The organism is Sphingomonas chungangi (assembly GCF_013778325.1).
In the GTDB taxonomy this organism is placed as follows: Bacteria; Pseudomonadota; Alphaproteobacteria; order Sphingomonadales; family Sphingomonadaceae; genus Solisphingomonas; species Solisphingomonas chungangi.
In genome coordinates, this window is the sequence record NZ_JACEIB010000002.1 from 112,778 (window position 1) to 131,754 (window position 18,977).

Consider the following 18,977-nt stretch of genomic DNA (forward strand, 5'->3'; position numbering starts at 1 on the left):
CCACGGCAAGGCTGACAACGCCGTCACGGGCTCCCTTAGCGAGACAGTGCGGCCACGCCTGGCAACTCCTTCCCCTTCATCCACTCCAGGAACGCGCCGCCTGCGGTCGAAACGAAGGTGAAGTCGCCGCTCACGCCCGCCTGGTTGAGTGCCGCGACGGTGTCGCCGCCGCCCGCCACAGAGACGAGGCTGCCATCCTGCGTCAGCGCCGCCGCCGTTCGGGCGAGGCTCACCGTCGCGGTGTCGAAGGGCGGCGTCTCGAAGGCGCCGAGCGGGCCGTTCCAGACGAGCGTCTTGCAGGTCTTGAGCGCATCGCCCAGCGCCTCGACGGCGGCGGGGCCGACATCGAGGATCATCTCGTCGGCTTCCACCTCGTGCACGTTCACGGTGCGCGTCGGCGGGTTGGCGCGGAATTCCTTGGCCACCACGACGTCGTAGGGCAGGTGGACGGTGCAGTTGGCCTTGTCGGCCGCGTCCATGATTGCGTTGGCGGTGCCGGTGAGATCATGCTCGCAGAGCGACTTGCCCACGTCCACGCCGCGTGTCGCCAAGAAGGTGTTGGCCATGCCGCCGCCGATGATCAGGTGATCGACCTTGGTGACGAGGTGCTTGAGCACGTCGAGCTTGGTCGAGACCTTCGCACCGCCGACCACCGCCGCGACGGGATGCTCGGGATTGCCCAGCGCCTTCTCCAGCGCCTTGAGCTCCGCTTCCATCGAGCGGCCGGCATAGGCCGGCAGCTTGTGGGCGAGGCCCTCGGTCGAGGCATGGGCGCGGTGGGCGGCGGAAAAGGCGTCGTTGACGTAGAGGTCGCCGAGGCCGGCGAAGCGATCGACCACGTCGGACTCGTTCTTCTCCTCGCCGCCGAAGAAGCGGGTATTCTCCAGCACCGCGATGTCGCCCGGCTGGAGGGCGGCGACGGCCTCCTTGTCGTCCTCCCAATCGACGAACTTCACGTCGCGGCCGAGCACGTCGGCGAAGGACTTCACAACCTTCTTCAGGGAGAATTCCTCGGACGGCTGGCCCTTGGGGCGCCCGAAATGGGCTAGGACCAGCACGATCGCGCCCTTGTCGGACAGCTCGGCGACGGTCGGCGCGGCGGCGCGCAGGCGGGTGTCGTCGGTGACGGTGTCGCCGTCCATCGGCACGTTCAGATCCTCGCGGACGAGGACGCGCTTGCCCCGGATGTCACCGATATCGTCGAGCGTCTTGAAAGCCGTCATGAGCGGTTCCTTATCAGTCCGGCTCCCACCCAACCGTTCGTGCTGAGGAGCCGCTGAGCGCAGTCGAAGCGGCGTCTCGAAGCACCTGCGCATGCCCTTCGAGACGGGCCTTCGCCTTCGCTCAGGCCCTCCTCAGGGCGAACGGGGGGAGGCCAAATACATTTGCGGCGGGGTTCGAGGCCCCGCCGCTTGTCAGTTCAGAGCGTCTTGCCGATCGCGCCGGCCGTGTCGACCATGCGGTTCGAGAAGCCCCATTCGTTGTCGTACCAGCTCAGCACGCGGACCAGCTTGCCTTCAAGCACTGCCGTCTCGAGGCTGTCGACGGTCGACGACGCGGCCGCGCCGTTGAGATCGATCGAAACCAGAGGCTCGTCGGTGTAATCGAGCACGCCCTTCAGCGCGCCTTCGGCGGCCGCCTTCAGGATGGCGTTCACCTCCTCCTTCGTGGTGTCGCGCTTCGGCGTGAAGGTCAGGTCGATCATCGAGACGTTGGGGGTCGGCACGCGGATCGCCGAACCGTCCAGCTTGCCCTTCAGCTCGGGCAGCACCTCGCCTACCGCGCGGGCGGCGCCGGTGGTGGTCGGGATCATCGACATGCCGGCGGCACGCGCACGGCGCGGATCCGAATGGACCTGGTCGAGGATCTTCTGGTCGTTGGTGTAGGCGTGGACGGTGGTCATCAGGCCGCGCTCGATGCCGACCGCATCGTTCAGCACCTTGGCGACCGGCGCCAGGCAGTTGGTGGTGCACGACGCGTTCGAGATGATCGTCATGTCGCCGGTGATCTTGTCGTGGTTCACGCCGAACACGACGGTCAGGTCCACGCCCTTGGCGGGCGCCGAGATCAGCACCTTCTTGGCGCCGGCGGCGATATGCTTCTGCGCGCTCTCGCGATCGGTGAAGAAACCGGTGCACTCCAGCGCGATGTCGACGCCGTTGGCGGCGTGCGGCAGGTTCGCCGGATCGCGCTCGGCCGAGACGTGGATGCGCTTGCCGTCGATGATCAGATCGTTGCCGTCGACTTCCACTGTGCCCTTCCAGGTGCCGTGGACCGAATCGCGCTTGAACAGGCGGGCATTGTCGGCGGGCTTGCCGAGATCGTTGATCGAGACGAGCTCCAGCCCGCAATCGGGGCGCTCCAGGATCGCGCGCGCGACCAACCGGCCGATCCGGCCGAAGCCGTTGATCGCAACTTTCACCGCCATTCTCGTATCTCCCTCGGGCAAATCATCGGACACGCCGGATACGCAGGATCGACCGCCGGCGGCCCCTTAAGGAACGGGTCGGGCGGCGCGAGTCCGCCCGGTCGCGGCCCATCTGGCGTGCGGCCGGGCGAACGTCAACCGCGCCCGGCCGCCGTTGCGTCGTTGCGGGACCGTGCTATGCCGGGGCATGAGCATGGAAAGCGAGCATTTCCAACGGGCCTTGGGCCGTCTTGAAGCCGCCGTCGAGCGCGTGGAGCGCGCTACCGGCAATGTCTCCACCGGATCGGACGACGCCAGACTGGCAGCGTTGGAAAGCCGGCACCGCAAGCTGCGAGACGGAGCGACCGAGGCGCTGGCCCGGCTCGATAGGCTGATCGGGGGGCAGAACTGATGGCGCAGGTCGAGATCGAGATCAGCGGTCGAAAGTACGAACTGGCCTGCCGCGACGGCGAGGAGGAGCGGCTGCGCCTGCTCGGCCGGCTGGTCGATGCCAAGGCGGCGGACGTCGCGCGAGCGATCGGCAAGGCGAGCGAGGCACGCGAACTGTTGCTCACCGCTTTGCTGCTCGCCGACGAGCTGGACGAAGCGCGTGGCGCCGCCGCCCGCGCCCGCATCGACGACGCCCAGCGCGTCGCCGCGATGGACCGCTGCGCCGAAAAGCTCGAAAGCCTCGCCGCGCGTCTTGAGAAGCCGGGCGCGAGCGCCTAGATTGGCTGATGGTGGGCACTGCCCGATACGAGCTTTTGCGAACATCCCTGAGGCGATTCACATCCTAAGGGGGTCGTCCCTGGTCTGGCTCCGGCCTGTGCTACATGGCTCCCACCTGACGTAAAAGGCGTCAGAGGATATTCCAGCAAACGGTCATGGCGGTCCCACCACCCCTCCCTGACAAAGCGGTGCTACGGCGCGAGCTGCGCGCGAAACGGTTGGCGTTCGCAGGCGAGCCGCAAGCGATCGACCGGCTGCTGGCGCCGCTGCTGGCGCGTGAGGGGCCGATCGCCGGCTATATGGCGCATCGCGGCGAGCCGGACGTGCTGCCCTTCCTGTTGCGCGCCTTCCATCTCCGGCACACCGTCGCGCTACCCCGCCCGGGCAGCGAGACGTTGGACTTCATCCGCTGGCATCCCGACATCGTGATGCGACCCGGCCTCGCGGGGATTTCCGAGCCGGTCGGCGGCGAGCCGATCGTGCCGAGGATCGTGCTGGCGCCGCTGGTCGGCTTCGATCGCGCCGGCCGCCGGCTCGGCCAGGGGGGCGGCTATTATGACCGCTGGTTCGCCGGCCACCCGGACGCTATGCGGATCGGCATCGCCTGGAGCGTTCAGGAGGTCGCGGCGCTCGCGCCCGAAGCCTGGGACATGCCGCTCCACGCCATCGTGACCGAGAAGGAGTGGATCGCCCCGTGACGCCCCCGCCCGAGCACTTCCAGCCGAACTGGCGCCGCACCGCTGGCGCCTTCCTGATCCTCGCCCTGATCCTCGTCTGGGCGAGCCTCGTCGTTCAGCTGGCGGGGCCGGTCGGGCGGCTTCCGGCGCTGGTGCAGGCGGTCTTCTACATCGTCGCCGGCATCGGCTGGATCTGGATCCTGCCGATGCGCCGCATCCTGCTGTGGAGCGAGACCGGCCGCTGGCGCCGCTGAGCTTCAACCGCGGTAGCCACCACCGTCATGATGATGGTGGTGATCGCTCGGATAGCCCGGATGATCGTGGCCGCCGCGATGATCCCAGCAGCCGGACACGCCGACGCCGGTGGCGATCAGCACAAAAGCAAGCAACGCTCTACGCATGGAAACACACTCCTTCGCTGGCGGCCCAACGGGCCAGGCGAAGGAAGTGTCCCTTGCGGATCGGAATGGCCCCCATCGGGACCATGGCGCGAGTGACGGGACTTGAACCCGCGACCTCCGGCGTGACAGGCCGGCGCTCTAACCAACTGAGCTACACCCGCGTATTTGGTGCCCCGCGCGGCCTCGGCCGCCGCGGTGGAGGGGCCTCTAAGGGGCTGTCACAACCCTGTCAAGCGAGCGGAGGCGGCTCGCCCGAATCTTTTCGCGCGTCCCCGCCCAGCGTGCCGCGCTCGAACAGGAAACCGGCGATATCCGGCCGCCCGGCGGTATCCAGCACGGTGTGGACGATGATCAGCAGCGGCGTCGCCAGCACCGCGCCCACCGTACCCCACACCCATGCCCAGAAGCTGAGCGAGACGAGGATCAGCAGCGGGGAGAGCGTCAGCTTGCGCCCCACGATCATCGGCGTGACGACGTTCGCCTCCACCAGATGCAGCCCGAGGAAGATCAGCGGCGGTGCCGCGGCATACCAGGGATCGGCGAAGGTCATGAGGCCGCCCAGCGCCAGCAGCAGGACGCAGCCGACCGGCCCGACATAGGGGACGTAGTTGAGCAGGGCGACGAGCCCGCCCCACATCAGCGGCGTCGGCAGGCCGACATAATAGACCGCCGCCGCGACGATGCAGCCGAGGATCACGTTGATGGTGGTGATCGTGGCGATGTAGCTGGAGGTGCGATCCACCACCTCCTGGATCACGCGCGCCAGCGTCATCGCGCTGTCGAAGGTGGAGCGGCTGGTGATCGTGTGGCGCCGTGCCCGCGTCCAGCCCGAGAGGAAGAAGAAGATCACCAGCATCGCGAAGAAGAACTGCACGATCACGAACGGCGCCGAGGTGGTGAGCAGCGACAGCAGCGAATTGGGCGTGTCCAGCGTCACCGTGCGCGTATGCGACTTCGAGATCATGATCGTGTTGGCGAGCTCGCCGACCGACTTGTTGAGCTGCGCATAGACATCGACCAGCGGGCGCACGGTGGTGCGGATCATGCCGATCCGCTTGGGCAGGATCGCCGCCCAGTTGGACGCCGGCACTACCACCGAGGCGATCGCCATGTTGGCGACGCCGATGAAGAACAATACGCACAGGAAGGCGGCCGCCGCCGAGGGCAGGCCGCGCCGCTCCAGCCACTCCAGCAGCGGCACCAGCGCGATCGCGACGACCAGCGCGGCGGTGAGCGGCAGGAAGAACTCGGCGCCGGCTCTCAGCGCGAACGGCAGGGCCAGCACCAGCCCGATGCCGAGGATCAGCGCGGTCGCGGCCAGCAGCCGGTCGCGATGGTAGCCGCCGGTGACGACGGCCGCCCATTGCGATTCGGTGTGCCGCTCCACCGCGCTGCCGATCTTCTCGGCCGCCTCGTCCATCACCGTGTCGTCGGATCGCTGCGTCATCTGCCCTCCGCAGGAAAGCTTAGCAGCAACAGCCTCAGGCGGGGAAGACGACCGTGGTCGCGCCGTTCAGCAGCACGCGATCCTCGCAGAAGGCGCGCACCGCGCGGGCCAGCACCCGCCGCTCGATGTCGCGGCCCTTGCGGACGAGGTCGTCGGGCGTGTCGCGATGGCTGACGCGCTCGACGTCCTGCTCGATGATCGGCCCTTCGTCGAGATCGGCGGTGACGTAGTGCGCGGTCGCACCGATCACCTTCACCCCACGCGCATGCGCCTGGTGATAGGGCTTGGCGCCCTTGAAGCCTGGCAGGAAGCTGTGGTGGATGTTGATGCATCGGCCAGCGAGCCAGCCCGCGAACCCATCCGACAGGATCTGCATATAGCGCGCGAGGACGACGAGATCGGCGCCCGTTGCCTCCACGATCGCGCGGATCCGCGCTTCCTGCCGCTCCTTCTCGCCTGGGTCGGTCGGCAGATGGTGGAACGGGATTTCGCCGAAATCGAGATGCGCATAGGTTGCGCGGGGGTGGTTGGAGACGATACCGACCGGATCGATCGCCAGTTCGTCCGTCCGCCAGCGATAGAGCAGGTCGGCAAGGCAGTGATCGAATTTGGAAACGAGCAGCAGCACGCGCTTCCGCTCGTTCGTCGGCCGCAGCGCCCAATCCAGCCCATGCGCGCGCGCGGTCGCCTCGAAGCCGGCGCGCAGCGCGTCGATCCCCTGCCCGCCGACCAGCGCGAATTCCACGCGCATGAAGAAGCGGCCGGTCAGCACGTCGTCGAACTGCTGGGCTTCCAGGATGTTGGCGCCGTGGCTGGCGAGCGCGCTCGCCACCCCGGCGACGATGCCCGGATGATCCTCGCACGAAAGCGTCAGAATATGGCTGTCGGTCAAATTCGCCTCCCCGGAACCGCGCCGATAGCGTGAAGCGGCCGATCCGGAAAGCGCCTCGCCTCGCCCCGTCGATCAGTGTCAGCAAGGATAGCGATTAGACATGGCCGTCACGGGCGCGCAATCAACCAAGGCGACAATACTCCAAACCAAAGCAGCAGGAGAGATGTGATGAACGTCGAAGCCAAATGCCCGGTCGGCAACCACATGGGCGGCAATGCCGTCCTGTTCGAGATGACCAACCGGATCTGGTGGCCGAACCAGCTCGATATCTCCGTGCTGCACCTCAATCCGCCGGCCGGCGACCCGATGGAGCCGAATTACGATTACGCCGCTGAGTTCAAGACGCTCGACCTCGCGGCGGTGAAGGCGGACCTCACCGCGCTGATGACCGACTCGCAGGAATGGTGGCCCGCCGATTTCGGCCACTACGGCCCGCTCTTCATCCGCATGGCGTGGCACGCAGCGGGCACCTACCGCATCGGCGACGGGCGCGGCGGCGCGGGTTCGGGTCAGCAGCGCTTCGCCCCGCTCAATTCCTGGCCGGACAACGCCAATCTCGACAAGGCCCGCCACCTGCTGTGGCCGATCAAGCAGAAATACGGACGCAAGCTGAGCTGGGCGGACCTGCTGGTGCTTGCCGGCAACGTCGCGCTGGAATCGATGGGCTTCAAGACGGCCGGCTTCGGCGGCGGCCGCGTCGACGTGTGGGAGCCCGAGCGCGACACCGACTGGGGCCGCGAGCGCGAATGGCTGGGCGACGAGCGCTACACCGGCGAGCGCGACCTCGCCCACCCGCTGGCCGCCGTCCAGATGGGCCTGATCTACGTTAATCCGGAAGGGCCGAACGGCAATCCCGATCCGCTCAAGGCAGCGCACGACATCCGCGAGACCTTCGCGCGCATGGCGATGAACGACGAGGAGACGGTCGCGCTGATCGCCGGCGGCCACACCTTCGGCAAGACCCATGGCGCCGCCGACCCGAACGAGCATGTCGGCCCGGAGCCGGAGGGTGCGGGCATCGAGGAGCAGGGCCTCGGCTGGCGCAACAGCTACGGCAGCGGCAATGCCGGCGACACGATCACCTCGGGCCTCGAAGTCACCTGGACGCAGGAGCCGACCAAGTGGGGCAACCTCTTCTTCAAGAACCTGTTCGAGCATGAGTGGGAATTGACCAAGAGCCCGGCCGGCGCAAACCAGTGGGTGGCGAAAGATAGCCAGGCGGACATCCCAGACGCGCACGATGCCTCCAAGAAGCATCGTCCTACGATGCTCACCACCGATCTCGCGCTGCGCTTCGATCCGGAATATGAGAAGATTTCGCGCCGTTTCCATGAAGATAACGACGCTTTTGCCCACGCCTTCGCGGAAGCCTGGTACAAGCTGACGCACCGCGACAGCGGCAACCATGCCCGCCTGCTCGGCCCGGAAGTGCCGGCCGAGCCGCGCATCTGGCAAGACCCGCTGCCGGCCGCCGGCGCGCCGCTCTCCGATGCGGACGCACAGGCGCTCAAGACGAAGATCCTCGAGTCCGGCCTCACCGTCCCGCAACTGGTGAAGACGGCGTGGGCCTCGGCCTCGACATGGCGCCAGACCGACAAGCGCGGCGGCGCCAACGGCGCGCGCATCGCGCTCGCCCCGCAGAAGGACTGGGCGGTCAACGAGCCTGCCGAGCTCGCCACCGTGCTGGCGAAGCTGAACGAACTGCGCGGTTCGGTCAGCCTTGCCGACGCGATCGTGCTGGGCGGCAACGCCGCGGTCGAGGCGGCAGCGAAGAAGGCCGGCCATGACGTGACGGTGCCCTTCACGCCGGGCCGCGTCGACGCCACCGCCGAGCAGACCGACGCGGACTCGTTCGAGCCGCTGGAGCCCAAGATCGACGGTTTCCGCAACTATGCCGGCGAGGCATCTCCTTACTCTCCGGAGGAACTGCTGGTCGATCGCGCGCATCTGCTCGGCCTCTCGGCTCCGGAGATGACGGTGCTGCTCGGCGGCCTGCGCGTGCTGGGTGCCAACCACGGCGACAGCCAGCTCGGTGTCTTCACCGACAGGAAGGGCACGCTTTCCAACGACTTCTTCAAGAATCTTCTGAAGTCGGGTTTCGAGGGCAAATGGGAGCCTTCGGACGAGGACGGCGTCTTCGTGGCGAAGAACCGCAAGACCGGCGCGGCGGGGCTGACCGGCACCCGCGTCGACCTGATCTTCGGATCGAACTCGCAGCTGCGCGCGCTGTCCGAGGCCTATGCGACCGAGGATGCGGGCCAAGCCTTCGCCAGCGCCTTCGCCAAGGCGTGGGGCAAGGTGATGGAAGCGGATCGGTTCTGATAGTCTTCTGATCGACGTCCGATGCGGGCCTCCGGCGCGATGTGCGTCGGAGGCCCGTTTCGTTTCAGGCCTTCCCGAAACCGCCGCCGCCGGGCGTGTCGATCACGAAGACGTCGCCCACGCCCATCTCCACGCTCTGCGTCGATCCGATCTCCTCGATCGATCCGTCGGCACGCCGGACGCTGTTGCGACCCAATCGTCCGGCCTCTCCCCCCTGCAACCCGAATGGCGGCACGCGGCGGCGGTTGGAGAGGATCGTCGCGGTCATCGGCTCTCGGAAGCGGATGCGGCGGTGGACGCCGTCTCCGCCACGATGCCGCCCCGCCCCGCCCGATCCGCGCCGCACCTCGAACGCCTCCAGCAGCACCGGATAGCGCCATTCCAGCACCTCCGGATCGGTGATGCGGCTGTTGGTCATGTGGGTGTGCACCGCCGAGGTGCCGTCGAAGCCCGGCCCGGCGCCCGCGCCGCCGCAGATCGTCTCGTAATATTGGTGGCGATCGTTGCCGAAGGTGAAGTTGTTCATTGTCCCCTGCGCGGCGGCGAGCATTCCGGTCGCGCCGTAGAGAGCGTCCGTAATCACCTGACTCGTCTCGACATTGCCGGCGACCACCGCCGAGGGATAAGCGGGCCGCAGCATCGATCCTTCCGGAATGACGAGGTCGATCGGCTCCAGGCAGCCGTCGTTCATCGGGATCGCCTCGTCGACCAGGGTGCGCATCACGTAGAGCGCAGCGGCGCGGCAGATCGAGGGCGGCGCGTTGAAGTTCGTCGGCTGCGCCGCGCTGCTGCCGGTGAAGTCGATGCGGGCACGCCGCGCGGCACGGTCGATCGCGATCGCCACCTCGACATGCGATCCGTCGTCCAGCTCGTAGCGGAAACGGCCGTCGTCCAGCCTGTCGAGCACCCGGCGCACCGCCTCGGCCGCATTGTCCTGCACATGACGCATATAGGCCTTCACCACATCGAGCCCGAAATACGCGACCATCCTGCCGATCTCGCCGGCGCCGCGCGCGCAGGCGGCGATCTGGGCGCGGATATCTCCGACGTTGCGATCCGGGTTGCGCGCCGGATATGGGCCGGCGGCCAGCGCGGCGCGGAACTCAGCCTCGCGGAAGCGGCCCTCCTCGACGATCAGGAAGCCGTCGAACAGCACCCCCTCTTCGTCGAGCGAGCGGCTGTCCGGCGGCATCGATCCCGGTGTGCGTCCGCCGATATCGGCATGGTGCCCACGCGCCGCGACGAAGAAGCTGCAGGCTCCGCCTTCGTCGAACACCGGCATCACCAGCGTCAGGTCGGGCAGGTGCGTGCCGCCATTATAGGGGTTGTTGATGACGTAGGCGTCACCCGGCCGCAGCCCCCGCCCGGAGGCCAAGGCGGCATCTCGCGCCGCCCGCACGCTGTCGCCCATCGATCCCAGATGCACCGGCATGTGCGGCGCATTGGCGACGAGCGCGCCGCCGCCGTCGAACAGCGCGCAGGAGAAATCGAGCCGTTCCTTGATATTGACCGAAAAAGCGGTGTTCTGGAGCGCCTGCCCCATCTGTTCGGCGATCGCCATGAACAGGTTGTTGAATATCTCCAGCCGCACCGGATCGAGCGCGGTGCGTCCGTCCGCCTCGCCCTGCCGTTTTTCGACGCGCGTCAGCACGATGTCGCCATTGGCGCGTCGCGTGCCCTGCCAGCCCGGCTCGATCACGGTTGTGGCGGTGCTGTCGTGGATGATGGCTGGGCCGGCGAGCGGCGCATCGACGGCGAGTGCGCGCCGTTCGAGGATATGAGTTTCACGCGGTTCACCGCCCATGAAGGTGCTCACCGCGCGCGGTGCGGCGCCTGAAACCTCCGTCCCGAAGCTGGCGGACGAGCGGATCGCCGGAATCACCAGCTCGACCGAAACGGATTCGACCACCAGCGGCACGTCGGGCGTGACGAAGGTGAAGCGCTGGCGATAGAGCGCCTCGAATTGGGCGCGCACGGCACGCGCATCGGCCTCCGCGACCTCGATCGCGGTGTCGCTGCCGCGATAGCGCACGGACAGGCGCCGTTCGAAATGCACCCGTTCGACGTCGAAGCCGTCCACCTCGACATCGGCACGGCATTCCTCCTGAAGCCGATCCATCTCGGCCGCCGCCGCGGCGAGGGCGTCGGCATCCAGCGCCGCCTCGATCGCGCGATGACGCAGGATGCGCTGGTCGGCGAGACCGATGCCATAGGCCGAGAGCACCCCGGCGAGCGGGTGGGCCATGACGTGTCCGATGCCCAGCGCGTCCGCCACCAGGCAGGCATGCTGCCCCGCCGCGCCGCCGAAGCAGGCCAGCACGTAATCGGTGACGTCATGGCCCTGCGCGACGGATATCTTCTTGATCGCATTGGCCATGTTGTCGATGGCGATGGCGAGGAAGCCCTCGGCCAATACTTCGGGTGTCGTCGCGGGCAGACCGACGGCCTCCACCTCGGCCGCCAGCTCGGCGAATTTCCGTTGTACCACCCCTGCGTCGATCGGCTGGTCGCCGTCCGGCCCGAACAGCGCCGGAAAGCAATCGGGCTGCAGCTTGCCGAGCATCACGTTGCAGTCTGTGATCGTCAGTGGCCCGCCGCGCCGGTAGCAGGCCGGCCCCGGGTCCGCGCCCGCCGATTCCGGGCCGACGCGCAACCGTGTGCCGTCGAAACGGCAGATCGATCCTCCCCCTGCGGCGATCGTATCGATGGCCATCATTGGCACGCGCAACCGCACGCCCGCCACCACCGTTTCCAGCGTCCGTTCGAGCGTGCCGGCATAATGCGAGACGTCGGTGGAGGTGCCGCCCATGTCGAAGCCGACGACCTTGCCGAACCCCGCCGCCCTGGCGGTCTCGACCATGCCGACGATGCCGCCGGCCGGGCCGGAGAGGATCGCGTCGCGCCCGCGGAAATTGCCGGCGCCGATCAGCCCGCCATTGGATTGCATGAAGGCGAGCGGCACGCTCTCCCCCAGCGCGTCCGCCACCCGCGCCACGTAGCGGCCGAGGATCGGCGAGAGATAGGCGTCGACCAGCGTCGTATCGCCCCGGCTCACGACCTTCATCAGCGGGCTCACACGGCCGCTCACGGAGATCTGGGTGAAGCCGATCTCTCCGGCGATGGCGGCGATCGCCTCCTCGTGATCGGGGAAGCGGTAGCCGTGCATCAGCACGATCGCGACGGCGCGACAGCCATCGGCGAAGGCGGCTTCCAGATCGGCGCGCACCCGCTCCGTATCGAGCGGCGTCAGCACCGTGCCCAGCGCGTCCACACGCTCATGCGCCTCGATCACGCAGCGCTCCAGCCGGTCGGGCAGCACGATGTGGCGATCGAACAGGCGCGGGCGGTTCTGGTAGCCGATGCGCAGCAGATCGCGGAAACCCTCGGTCACCACCAGCGCCACCGCCTCACCCCGCCGTTCGAGCAGGGCGTTGGTGGCGACGGTGGTGCCCATCTTCACGCTCGCGATACGATCGCCGGGAATCGCGTCGCCCGGCGCGAGGCCCAGCAGGTCGCGGATACCCTGGATCGCGGCGTCGTCATAACGCTCCGGATGCGCGGAGAGCAGCTTGCGCGTCACCACCCGGCCCCCGGGCGTCAATGCGACGATGTCGGTGAAAGTGCCGCCGCGATCAATCCAGAAATGCCAGCCGCCGCCGTTCGTCGCCATGATGTCCTTCCGCCACACACGCCGAGTTGCCCCCGGACCGGTTCCGGCTATGCTCGCCCGCGAGCCAAGGGACAATCGGATGGGCGCAGAAGCCGGTGGAGACGAGCCTTCGGATGCCGTGAACCACGGGCGGCTCGGCGTCGGCATGTGCATCGCGCTCGTAATCGGCAACATGGTCGGATCGGGTGTGTTCCTGCTGCCCGGCCCGCTCGCCCCGCTGGGCTGGAACTCGGTCTATGGCTGGCTGCTGACCATCGGCGGGAGCCTCTGCGTCGCCTATGTGCTGGCGCGGCTGGCGCGCGACATGGCGGGGGGCTGCGGACCGGTCACCTACGCGCACGCCGCCTTCGGGCCAGCGGCGGGCTTCACGATCGGCTGGAGCTACTGGATCTCGGTGTGGGTCGCCAACGCCACGCTGGCGGTGGGCGCCGTCAGCAACCTCTCGATCCTCTTCCCGCGCCTGGCTTCGGCGCCCGGACTCCCGGCGGTCGCGGCGGTGGTGCCGATCTGGGTGCTCACGCTGATCAACTGCCTGGGCGTGCGGCGCGCCGGCGGCGTCCAGTCGATCACGACGATCCTGAAGCTGGTGCCGCTGGCCGGCGCGATCCTCGTCGGCGCCTGGCTGCTGCTGAGCGGCAGGGCGACCCTGCCGGCGGCGAGCGTGCAACCGGTAACGACGGGCGCGATCGGCATGGCCGCGACGCTCACCCTCTTTCCGCTGCTCGGCTTCGAGAGCGCGCTGGTAGCGGGCGACCGGATCGAAAACCCCAAGCGCACGATCCCGCGCGCCACCCTCTACGGCACGGCGATCACCGGACTGATCTACCTGTTCGCCTGCTCGGCGGTGACATTGCTGCTCCCTGAGAAGGCGGTGACGCAGTCCAATGCGCCGTTCGCGCTGTTCTTCGGCACCTTCGTCCACCCCGCGCTGGCGCCGGTGATCGCGCTGTTCGTGGTGATCGCGGCGCTCGGCGCGCTCAACGGCTATGTGCTGCTGCAGGGCGAGCTGCTGCTGAGCCTCGCCCGCGAGCGCATGCTGCCCGCCTGGTTCGATCGCGAGAACCGCTTCGGCACGCCGCAGCGCGCGCATATCGTCTCCAGCACACTCGCCAGCGCGGTGGTGCTCGCCAATTATACGCGGGGCTTGGCCGACTTGTTCGAGTTCATGGTGCTCGTCACCACATCGGTGTCGATCATCTTCTATCTGGCTGGGATGCTGGCGAGCTTCCGGCTGCTGCGCGTGGGCCGGATCGCGCCCTCGCGCGGATTCGAGGCGATCGCCGTGGTCGGCTTCGTCTATTCGGCCTGGACCTTCTATGGCGCCGGGATCGAGGCGAGCGTCTGGAGCCTCGCGATGACGGCCGCCGGGCTGCCGATCTACCTGTTCATGCGCCTATCGCGAAGCGCGGCCGTGCCGGAATTGCAGCCCGGAGGCTGACCTCAGCGCGCCACGCGCTCCGCCGCGCGCTCGGCGCGGGCGATGCCGAAGCCGATCGAGACCCAGTGCGAAGCGCGCGATCCAGCAGCGGCGCCGCCCGCCAGCTGCCAGTGGGACAAAGCCTCCTCCACGGTGAGGCCGCGCGCCGTGGCGCTGTCGATTGCCTGCCTGATCACGCCGGTGTCCATGGACCGCATCAACGCCATTGCGGCCTAAGGACTCATCACCCGAAATGGTGAAACCGCGCTTCACCAACTGGACATGAGTCTAGAAATGCGGGGAAATCTTCCGCGCCGCGTTCGTTCACCTCCTGCACTGACGGGAGAAAGACGATGGCCGACGAAACCCAACTGAAGCGCGACCTGTGGAAGCGCATGGAAAGCAGCCCTTTCCTGATGGTCGGGCTGACCGAGACGGGCGAGCATAGCGAACCGCTCACCGCCCAGCTCGACAAGGATCAGGTCGACACGCTCTGGTTCTTCGTCGGCAAGGACAACCGGCTGGCCAAGGGCGGCAAGGCGATGGCGCAGTTCGTCTCCAAGGGGCACGATTATTTCGCTTGCCTCTCCGGCACGGCGCGCATCCACAACGATTTCGCGATGATCGACAAGCTCTGGTCCCGCCAGGTGGAAAGCTGGTCTCCGGGCGGCAAGGACGATCCCAACCTCGCGCTGCTGCGCTTCGACATCGACAGCGCCGAGCTGTGGGAAGCCGATATGTCGATCAGCGGCAAGGTGAAGATGCTGTTCGGCGCGAAGATCGACCCCAGCGAGGAAGGTAACCACGCGCGCGTATCGACCACGGCGGGCGGTTAATCCTCCGACGGCGGCGGAATTTCGGCGGGGTCGCGAGTCAGGCCCCGCCAGCTCCACCAGGCCAGTGTGGCCATGCCGTAGAAGGTCAGCATGAAGATCGCCTGGAGAAACAGGCCGAGCACGATGCTTGCCGGCGTCACGACGAGCTCGCCGCCGCTGGCGCTGACATCGCGGTCCGCCACGACGGTGGCCGCCAGGCCGATCACCACCGCAGCGGCGGCCAGCCACGAGGCACCCTTCCAGCGGAAGCGGGGGCCGGCGGCTCCGAGATAGATCGCGATGAAGGCTGCCAGCAGGCCGAGCATGGCCGTTCTATCCCCCGAGATACCCCAACGGCGTCTTAATGCGCTCAACGCGCGCTCCCGCCTTGTGTTGCGCTGCGACACCCAAGAAATCATCCATCTTGGCAATCGCCCGGCCGCGTGTCAGCTTGACCTCATGGGGACGGACGAAAACATCGAGAACGCCGAGCGGGAACCGCATTCGATTCCCGAAAACGCGATCGAGATGATGGTCGCGACGCAGCAGGTGCACGTCCAGCTCAGCCAGATGGCGGACCAGAAGGCCTCGATCCTGATGGCGGCGACGTTCGCGATCTTCACCTTCGCGGTCGGCCAGTCCAACTACGAAAGTCCGTCTTTCTATCCGCTGCTGGTGCTGGGCGGTTTCTCCTTCGCCGCCGCGCTGCTCGCGGCGATCGCGATCCTGCCGGCGATCAGCTCGAAGAGCACGGGGCCGGTCAACCTGCTCTTCTTCGGCTCGTTCAAGCGCTTCACCGAAGAACAGTATATCGATCGCATCATCGAGGTGCTCCAGCATGACGAGAGCATCTACCGGACGATGGCACGCGACATCTATCAAAACGGCACGGTGCTGTTTAAGCGCAAATATTACTGGCTTGGCTATGCCTACCGCGTGTTCCTGGTGGGCCTGACCGCCAGCCTGCTGACCTTTCTGATCCAGGTGATCCGCCACTAGCCGACGCCGCCTCGAACAGGTACAAGCCAGCATATTCCGTCGCTTAACCCGGCTCCCGTTCGCGAGCCTCCCGTCGTTTGGCGTATCCATCCAACACCATCTGGCCGCGCAAACGGGGTTTCGGCGGATATGCGGGGGTTACGGATCGCAGTGATGGCGATGGCGGTTTGCGTGGCCGGCCCGGTGCTGGCCGCGCCGCCGCCCGTGCGGCCGAGCATGGCCGACAGCTTCCGGCTGGGCGTCGGCGGAGGTACGCTCTGTCAGGTCCAGGCCGCACTCGCCGATCCGGCGGCGCCCGGCCTGTTCGATCGCGCCTATGCGATCGTCTGCCGCGACGCCGCCGCGCCGATCGGGCATCTCTACGCGCTGCGCGAAGGATCGCCCGATCCCGCCGCGCGGCTCGACTCGCGCCGCGATCCCGCGCTGAAGTGCGAGGACAAGGGGCAGATCACACTCGCCGATGCCGGCAGCGTCTCCGTGCGCCGCTGCTCGGCGCCGGACGGGCTCGGCTACGATTTTCTCCGCACCGTCCGCGGCCGCACGCTCTATGCCGCCGAAGGCCTAGCCGGCTATCGCTCCGCCTTGGAGCTGGGGCTGCGCACGCTCGCCGCCGATCGGGTGGTGCCCGGCGATATCGACATCTCGATCACCGAGCTCGGCGACCCGACCAGCTTCGCCCGCGCGCAGGCCGGCAGCCTTGATCCGGCGCTCGCCCGCGACGAGGGCTATCGCCGCAACAATGGCGGCAATTACGCCGAGGCCGCCGAATTCTTCGACACCCTGCTACGCCGCACCGCCGAAGCGGGCGCGAACGACCCGGCGTCGGCCAAGGAAGTCGGCGAATATCTCGTCAACCGCGCGCTCCAGCAATCCGATCTCGGCGACATAGATCAGGCCGATGCGCTGTTCGCGCAGGTCGCGCTGATCCCGACCGCCGACCCGGTCGAGCTGCGCCTGCGCCGCAACTATCGGGCGCTCCACCTGCTCAACCAGCAGCGCTTCGACGAGGCGGTGGCGGTACTCGATGCGCCCATCGAGGCGGCATCTCCCACAGCGCCCGCCGCCAGCGAGATCGACGTCGACCTTGCCGTGGCGATGAACGACGGCGGCCCGCTCACCCGCCAGCTCGGCGTCACCTCGATGGCACTGCTGACCCCGGCCGAGAAGATGGCGATCCTCGACGCGCAGGCGGTGGCGGTACGCGGCACCATCCTCCGGCTGGAGGGGAATCCGGACAAGGCGGCTGCCGCCTTCGTGCAGGCGCTGGCAGCACTCGATCAGGTGCGCGGCGGCCGCGTCACCTCGGTCGCCCGGCTGCGCGCGCAGGTGATGACCGACCAGTCGATGCTCGCCGAGGCGAAAGGCGACATGATCCAGGCCGAGACGCTGCTCCGGAAGGCAGGCCAGACGGTCGCGATCGAATATCCCGATTCGGTGGTGCTGAACGCGGCGCAGGCCCGGCTCGCCGGCTTCTACGCTCGCCACGGGCGAACCGACGACGCCTTGAAGCTCTATCGCGCGGTCGTCGCCTCGCTGGGCGCATCGGGCGGCACGACGGGCGCGATGTCCAATCTGCTGGAGCCCTATTTCACGCTGCTGGTCGCGAAGGCACCCGCTCAGCCCGCGCTGTACGACGACCTGTTCCTCGCCTCGCAGGTACTGCTGCGGCCTGGGGTGGCCGATACGCAGGCGACGTTGGCACGCGAGCTGTCGGCCGGCACCGGCGAGGCGGGACGCATCTTCCGCCAGTCGCTGAACGAGGCGCGGCAAGCGAGCGCGCTGCGCGTCGAGCTGGCGCGGCTCGCGGCCCTCGACAACCCTTCCACCGAGGATCGCGCCACCATCGCCGCCGATCGCCTGCAAATCAGCCAGATCGAAAGCGAGCAAAGCGCCACCCAGGCCAAGCTCGCCCGATATCCCGCCTATCGAGCGATCGCGACGCAGGCGCTGACGCTGGCCGATCTGCGCGCGACGCTCCATCCGGGCGAGGCCTATTGGAAGCTCACCGTCGCCGGCGACTCGGTCTTCGCGCTGCTGGTGACGCCGGCCGACGCGCAGGCCTGGGCGCTGCCCTACGGCCCGGCCGAGCTCGGCAAGCGGGTGGATGCGATCCGCTCCACCGTCTCCTTCGTGGAGAATGGCCGGCCGGTCACCTACCCCTTCGATGCGGCGGCGGCGCGCCAGCTCTATGTCGATCTCGCCGGTCCGGCGGCGGCCTCGCTGCTGCAGGCGCGCCACCTGATCTTCGAGCCGGACGGCGCGATGCAGCGCCTGCCGATCTCGCTGCTGATCGCGAGCCAGCCCGGCCTCGATCGCTATGAGGCGCGGATCAAGGATGCCAGGGCCGATCCCTTCGACATGACCGGGATCGACTGGCTCGGCGGGCGGGTGGACATCTCCACCGCGCTTTCCGCCCGCGCCTTCCGCGACGTGCGCGCGACGCCGGCATCGACCGCCGCGAAGACCTATCTCGGCTTCGGCCACAATGCGCCGATCTCGCCCTTCCTGCGGCTCACCGCCTATCAGCCGCCGGCTACCGCGATCGACTGCCGCTGGCCGATGACGACCTGGAACCATCCGATCTCGCCCGCCGAACTCCGGACGGCGCAAAGGCTGATCGGCGCGGGACGGGCCGATGTCGTGACCGACGCGCCGTTCAGCGACACCGCGATTGACGCCGACGCCGATCTCTCGGCCTACCGCATCGTCCATTTCGCCACCCACGGCCTCGTCACCGCACCGCGCCCCGAATGTCCGGCGACGCCCGCGCTGCTGACCAGCTTCGGGCCGGGCAAGTCGGACGGACTGCTGAGCTTCGACGAGATATACGGCCTGCATCTCGACGCCGATCTCGTGCTGCTCTCGGCTTGCGACACCGCCGGCACCGCCGACGTCGCCGCGACGCGGGCGGCGGGCATCACCAGCGGCGGCGGCAATGCGCTCGACGGGCTGGTGCGCGCCTTCATCGGCGCGGGCGGGCGGGCTGTGCTGGCCAGTCACTGGCCGGCGCCGGACGATTATCAAGCGACCCAGCGGCTGATCGCGAGCCTGTTCACCGCCCCACCCGGCACGTCGATCGCCGAGGCGCTGCGCGTCGGCCAGCGCCGCCTGATGATGACGCCGGCGACCTCCCACCCCTTCTACTGGGCGGGCTTCGCGCTGATCGGCGACGGCGCCAAGCCCGTGCTGCGCGCGAACTGA

17 protein-coding genes and 1 tRNA gene are annotated in these 18,977 nt (G+C 68.1%); 9 read left to right on the forward strand and 9 right to left on the reverse strand.

All coding sequences use genetic code 11. The annotated features are described in order from the left end of the window. Nucleotides 1-35: 35 nt before the first annotated feature. Together HZF05_RS03975 and gap are read right to left on the reverse strand one after the other, a co-directional pair. Nucleotides 36-1,223, reverse strand: coding sequence for a phosphoglycerate kinase (locus HZF05_RS03975; protein ID WP_160366387.1), 1,188 nt, complete (start codon nucleotides 1,221-1,223; stop codon nucleotides 36-38). Nucleotides 1,224-1,420: 197 nt separating this feature from the next. Continuing rightward, nucleotides 1,421-2,428 carry a type I glyceraldehyde-3-phosphate dehydrogenase gene (gene gap, locus HZF05_RS03980; protein ID WP_160366388.1) on the reverse strand — a complete coding sequence of 336 codons (1,008 nt, stop codon included), beginning with the start codon at nucleotides 2,426-2,428 and terminating at the stop codon, nucleotides 1,421-1,423. Between the two features lie 187 nt (nucleotides 2,429-2,615). Between gap and HZF05_RS03985 the strand changes: the two genes are divergently transcribed. From HZF05_RS03985 to HZF05_RS22085, 4 genes are all read left to right on the forward strand, one after another. After that, nucleotides 2,616-2,819 carry a hypothetical protein gene (locus HZF05_RS03985; RefSeq protein WP_160366389.1) on the forward strand — a complete coding sequence of 68 codons (204 nt, stop codon included), beginning with the start codon at nucleotides 2,616-2,618 and terminating at the stop codon, nucleotides 2,817-2,819. Beyond that, nucleotides 2,819-3,136, forward strand: a complete 318-nt coding sequence (locus tag HZF05_RS03990) for a cell division protein ZapA (RefSeq protein ID WP_160366390.1) — start codon at nucleotides 2,819-2,821, stop codon at nucleotides 3,134-3,136. The genes HZF05_RS03985 and HZF05_RS03990 overlap by 1 nt, the downstream gene beginning before the upstream one ends. A gap of 155 nt (nucleotides 3,137-3,291) precedes the next feature. Further along, entirely contained in the window at nucleotides 3,292-3,834 is a 543-nt protein-coding gene (locus tag HZF05_RS03995) for a 5-formyltetrahydrofolate cyclo-ligase (RefSeq protein WP_160366391.1), read from the forward strand. Further along, entirely contained in the window at nucleotides 3,831-4,067 is a 237-nt protein-coding gene (locus HZF05_RS22085) for a DUF2842 domain-containing protein (protein ID WP_160366392.1), read from the forward strand. Before HZF05_RS03995 ends, HZF05_RS22085 begins: the two co-directional genes overlap by 4 nt. Before the next feature lie 3 nt (nucleotides 4,068-4,070). On the opposite strand, the gene HZF05_RS04005 is transcribed toward HZF05_RS22085, so the two are convergent. From HZF05_RS04005 to purU, 4 genes are all read right to left on the reverse strand, one after another. Then, nucleotides 4,071-4,214 carry a hypothetical protein gene (locus HZF05_RS04005; RefSeq protein WP_160366393.1) on the reverse strand — a complete coding sequence of 48 codons (144 nt, stop codon included), beginning with the start codon at nucleotides 4,212-4,214 and terminating at the stop codon, nucleotides 4,071-4,073. Nucleotides 4,215-4,298: 84 nt separating this feature from the next. Beyond that, nucleotides 4,299-4,375: transfer RNA gene (locus tag HZF05_RS04010), tRNA-Asp, on the reverse strand. Nucleotides 4,376-4,443: 68 nt separating this feature from the next. Beyond that, nucleotides 4,444-5,661: an AI-2E family transporter gene (locus tag HZF05_RS04015; protein WP_246331553.1), complete on the reverse strand. Its 1,218-nt coding sequence runs from the start codon at nucleotides 5,659-5,661 to the stop codon at nucleotides 4,444-4,446. A gap of 34 nt (nucleotides 5,662-5,695) precedes the next feature. After that, nucleotides 5,696-6,553, reverse strand: coding sequence for a formyltetrahydrofolate deformylase (gene purU / locus HZF05_RS04020; protein ID WP_160366394.1), 858 nt, complete (start codon nucleotides 6,551-6,553; stop codon nucleotides 5,696-5,698). 168 nt (nucleotides 6,554-6,721) lie between these two features. Here purU and katG point away from each other — a divergent pair, with 168 nt between their 5' ends. Further along, nucleotides 6,722-8,875, forward strand: coding sequence for a catalase/peroxidase HPI (gene katG, locus HZF05_RS04025; protein WP_160366395.1), 2,154 nt, complete (start codon nucleotides 6,722-6,724; stop codon nucleotides 8,873-8,875). 64 nt (nucleotides 8,876-8,939) lie between these two features. On the opposite strand, the gene HZF05_RS04030 is transcribed toward katG, so the two are convergent. Continuing rightward, the gene (locus tag HZF05_RS04030) at nucleotides 8,940-12,545 is read right to left on the reverse strand and encodes a hydantoinase B/oxoprolinase family protein (protein ID WP_160366396.1); all 3,606 of its coding nucleotides are present in this window, start codon (nucleotides 12,543-12,545) and stop codon (nucleotides 8,940-8,942) included. 79 nt (nucleotides 12,546-12,624) lie between these two features. On the opposite strand from HZF05_RS04030, the gene HZF05_RS04035 reads away from it, so the two are divergent. Further along, entirely contained in the window at nucleotides 12,625-13,983 is a 1,359-nt protein-coding gene (locus HZF05_RS04035) for an APC family permease (protein ID WP_160366397.1), read from the forward strand. Between the two features lie 2 nt (nucleotides 13,984-13,985). Here HZF05_RS04035 and HZF05_RS04040 read toward each other — a convergent pair whose 3' ends face one another. Continuing rightward, nucleotides 13,986-14,159: a hypothetical protein gene (locus HZF05_RS04040; protein WP_160366398.1), complete on the reverse strand. Its 174-nt coding sequence runs from the start codon at nucleotides 14,157-14,159 to the stop codon at nucleotides 13,986-13,988. 156 nt (nucleotides 14,160-14,315) lie between these two features. Here HZF05_RS04040 and HZF05_RS04045 point away from each other — a divergent pair, with 156 nt between their 5' ends. Further along, nucleotides 14,316-14,798 carry a pyridoxamine 5'-phosphate oxidase family protein gene (locus HZF05_RS04045; protein WP_160366399.1) on the forward strand — a complete coding sequence of 161 codons (483 nt, stop codon included), beginning with the start codon at nucleotides 14,316-14,318 and terminating at the stop codon, nucleotides 14,796-14,798. On the opposite strand, the gene HZF05_RS04050 is transcribed toward HZF05_RS04045, so the two are convergent. Further along, a complete protein-coding gene (locus HZF05_RS04050) occupies nucleotides 14,795-15,103 on the reverse strand; it encodes a hypothetical protein (RefSeq protein ID WP_160366400.1) in 309 nt (102 codons plus the stop codon). The two genes, HZF05_RS04045 and HZF05_RS04050, sit on opposite strands and share 4 nt — an antisense overlap. Before the next feature lie 133 nt (nucleotides 15,104-15,236). On the opposite strand from HZF05_RS04050, the gene HZF05_RS04055 reads away from it, so the two are divergent. Together HZF05_RS04055 and HZF05_RS04060 are read left to right on the forward strand one after the other, a co-directional pair. After that, nucleotides 15,237-15,776 carry a Pycsar system effector family protein gene (locus HZF05_RS04055; protein WP_246331555.1) on the forward strand — a complete coding sequence of 180 codons (540 nt, stop codon included), beginning with the start codon at nucleotides 15,237-15,239 and terminating at the stop codon, nucleotides 15,774-15,776. A gap of 153 nt (nucleotides 15,777-15,929) precedes the next feature. After that, the gene (locus tag HZF05_RS04060) at nucleotides 15,930-18,977 is read left to right on the forward strand and encodes a CHAT domain-containing protein (RefSeq protein WP_246331557.1); all 3,048 of its coding nucleotides are present in this window, start codon (nucleotides 15,930-15,932) and stop codon (nucleotides 18,975-18,977) included.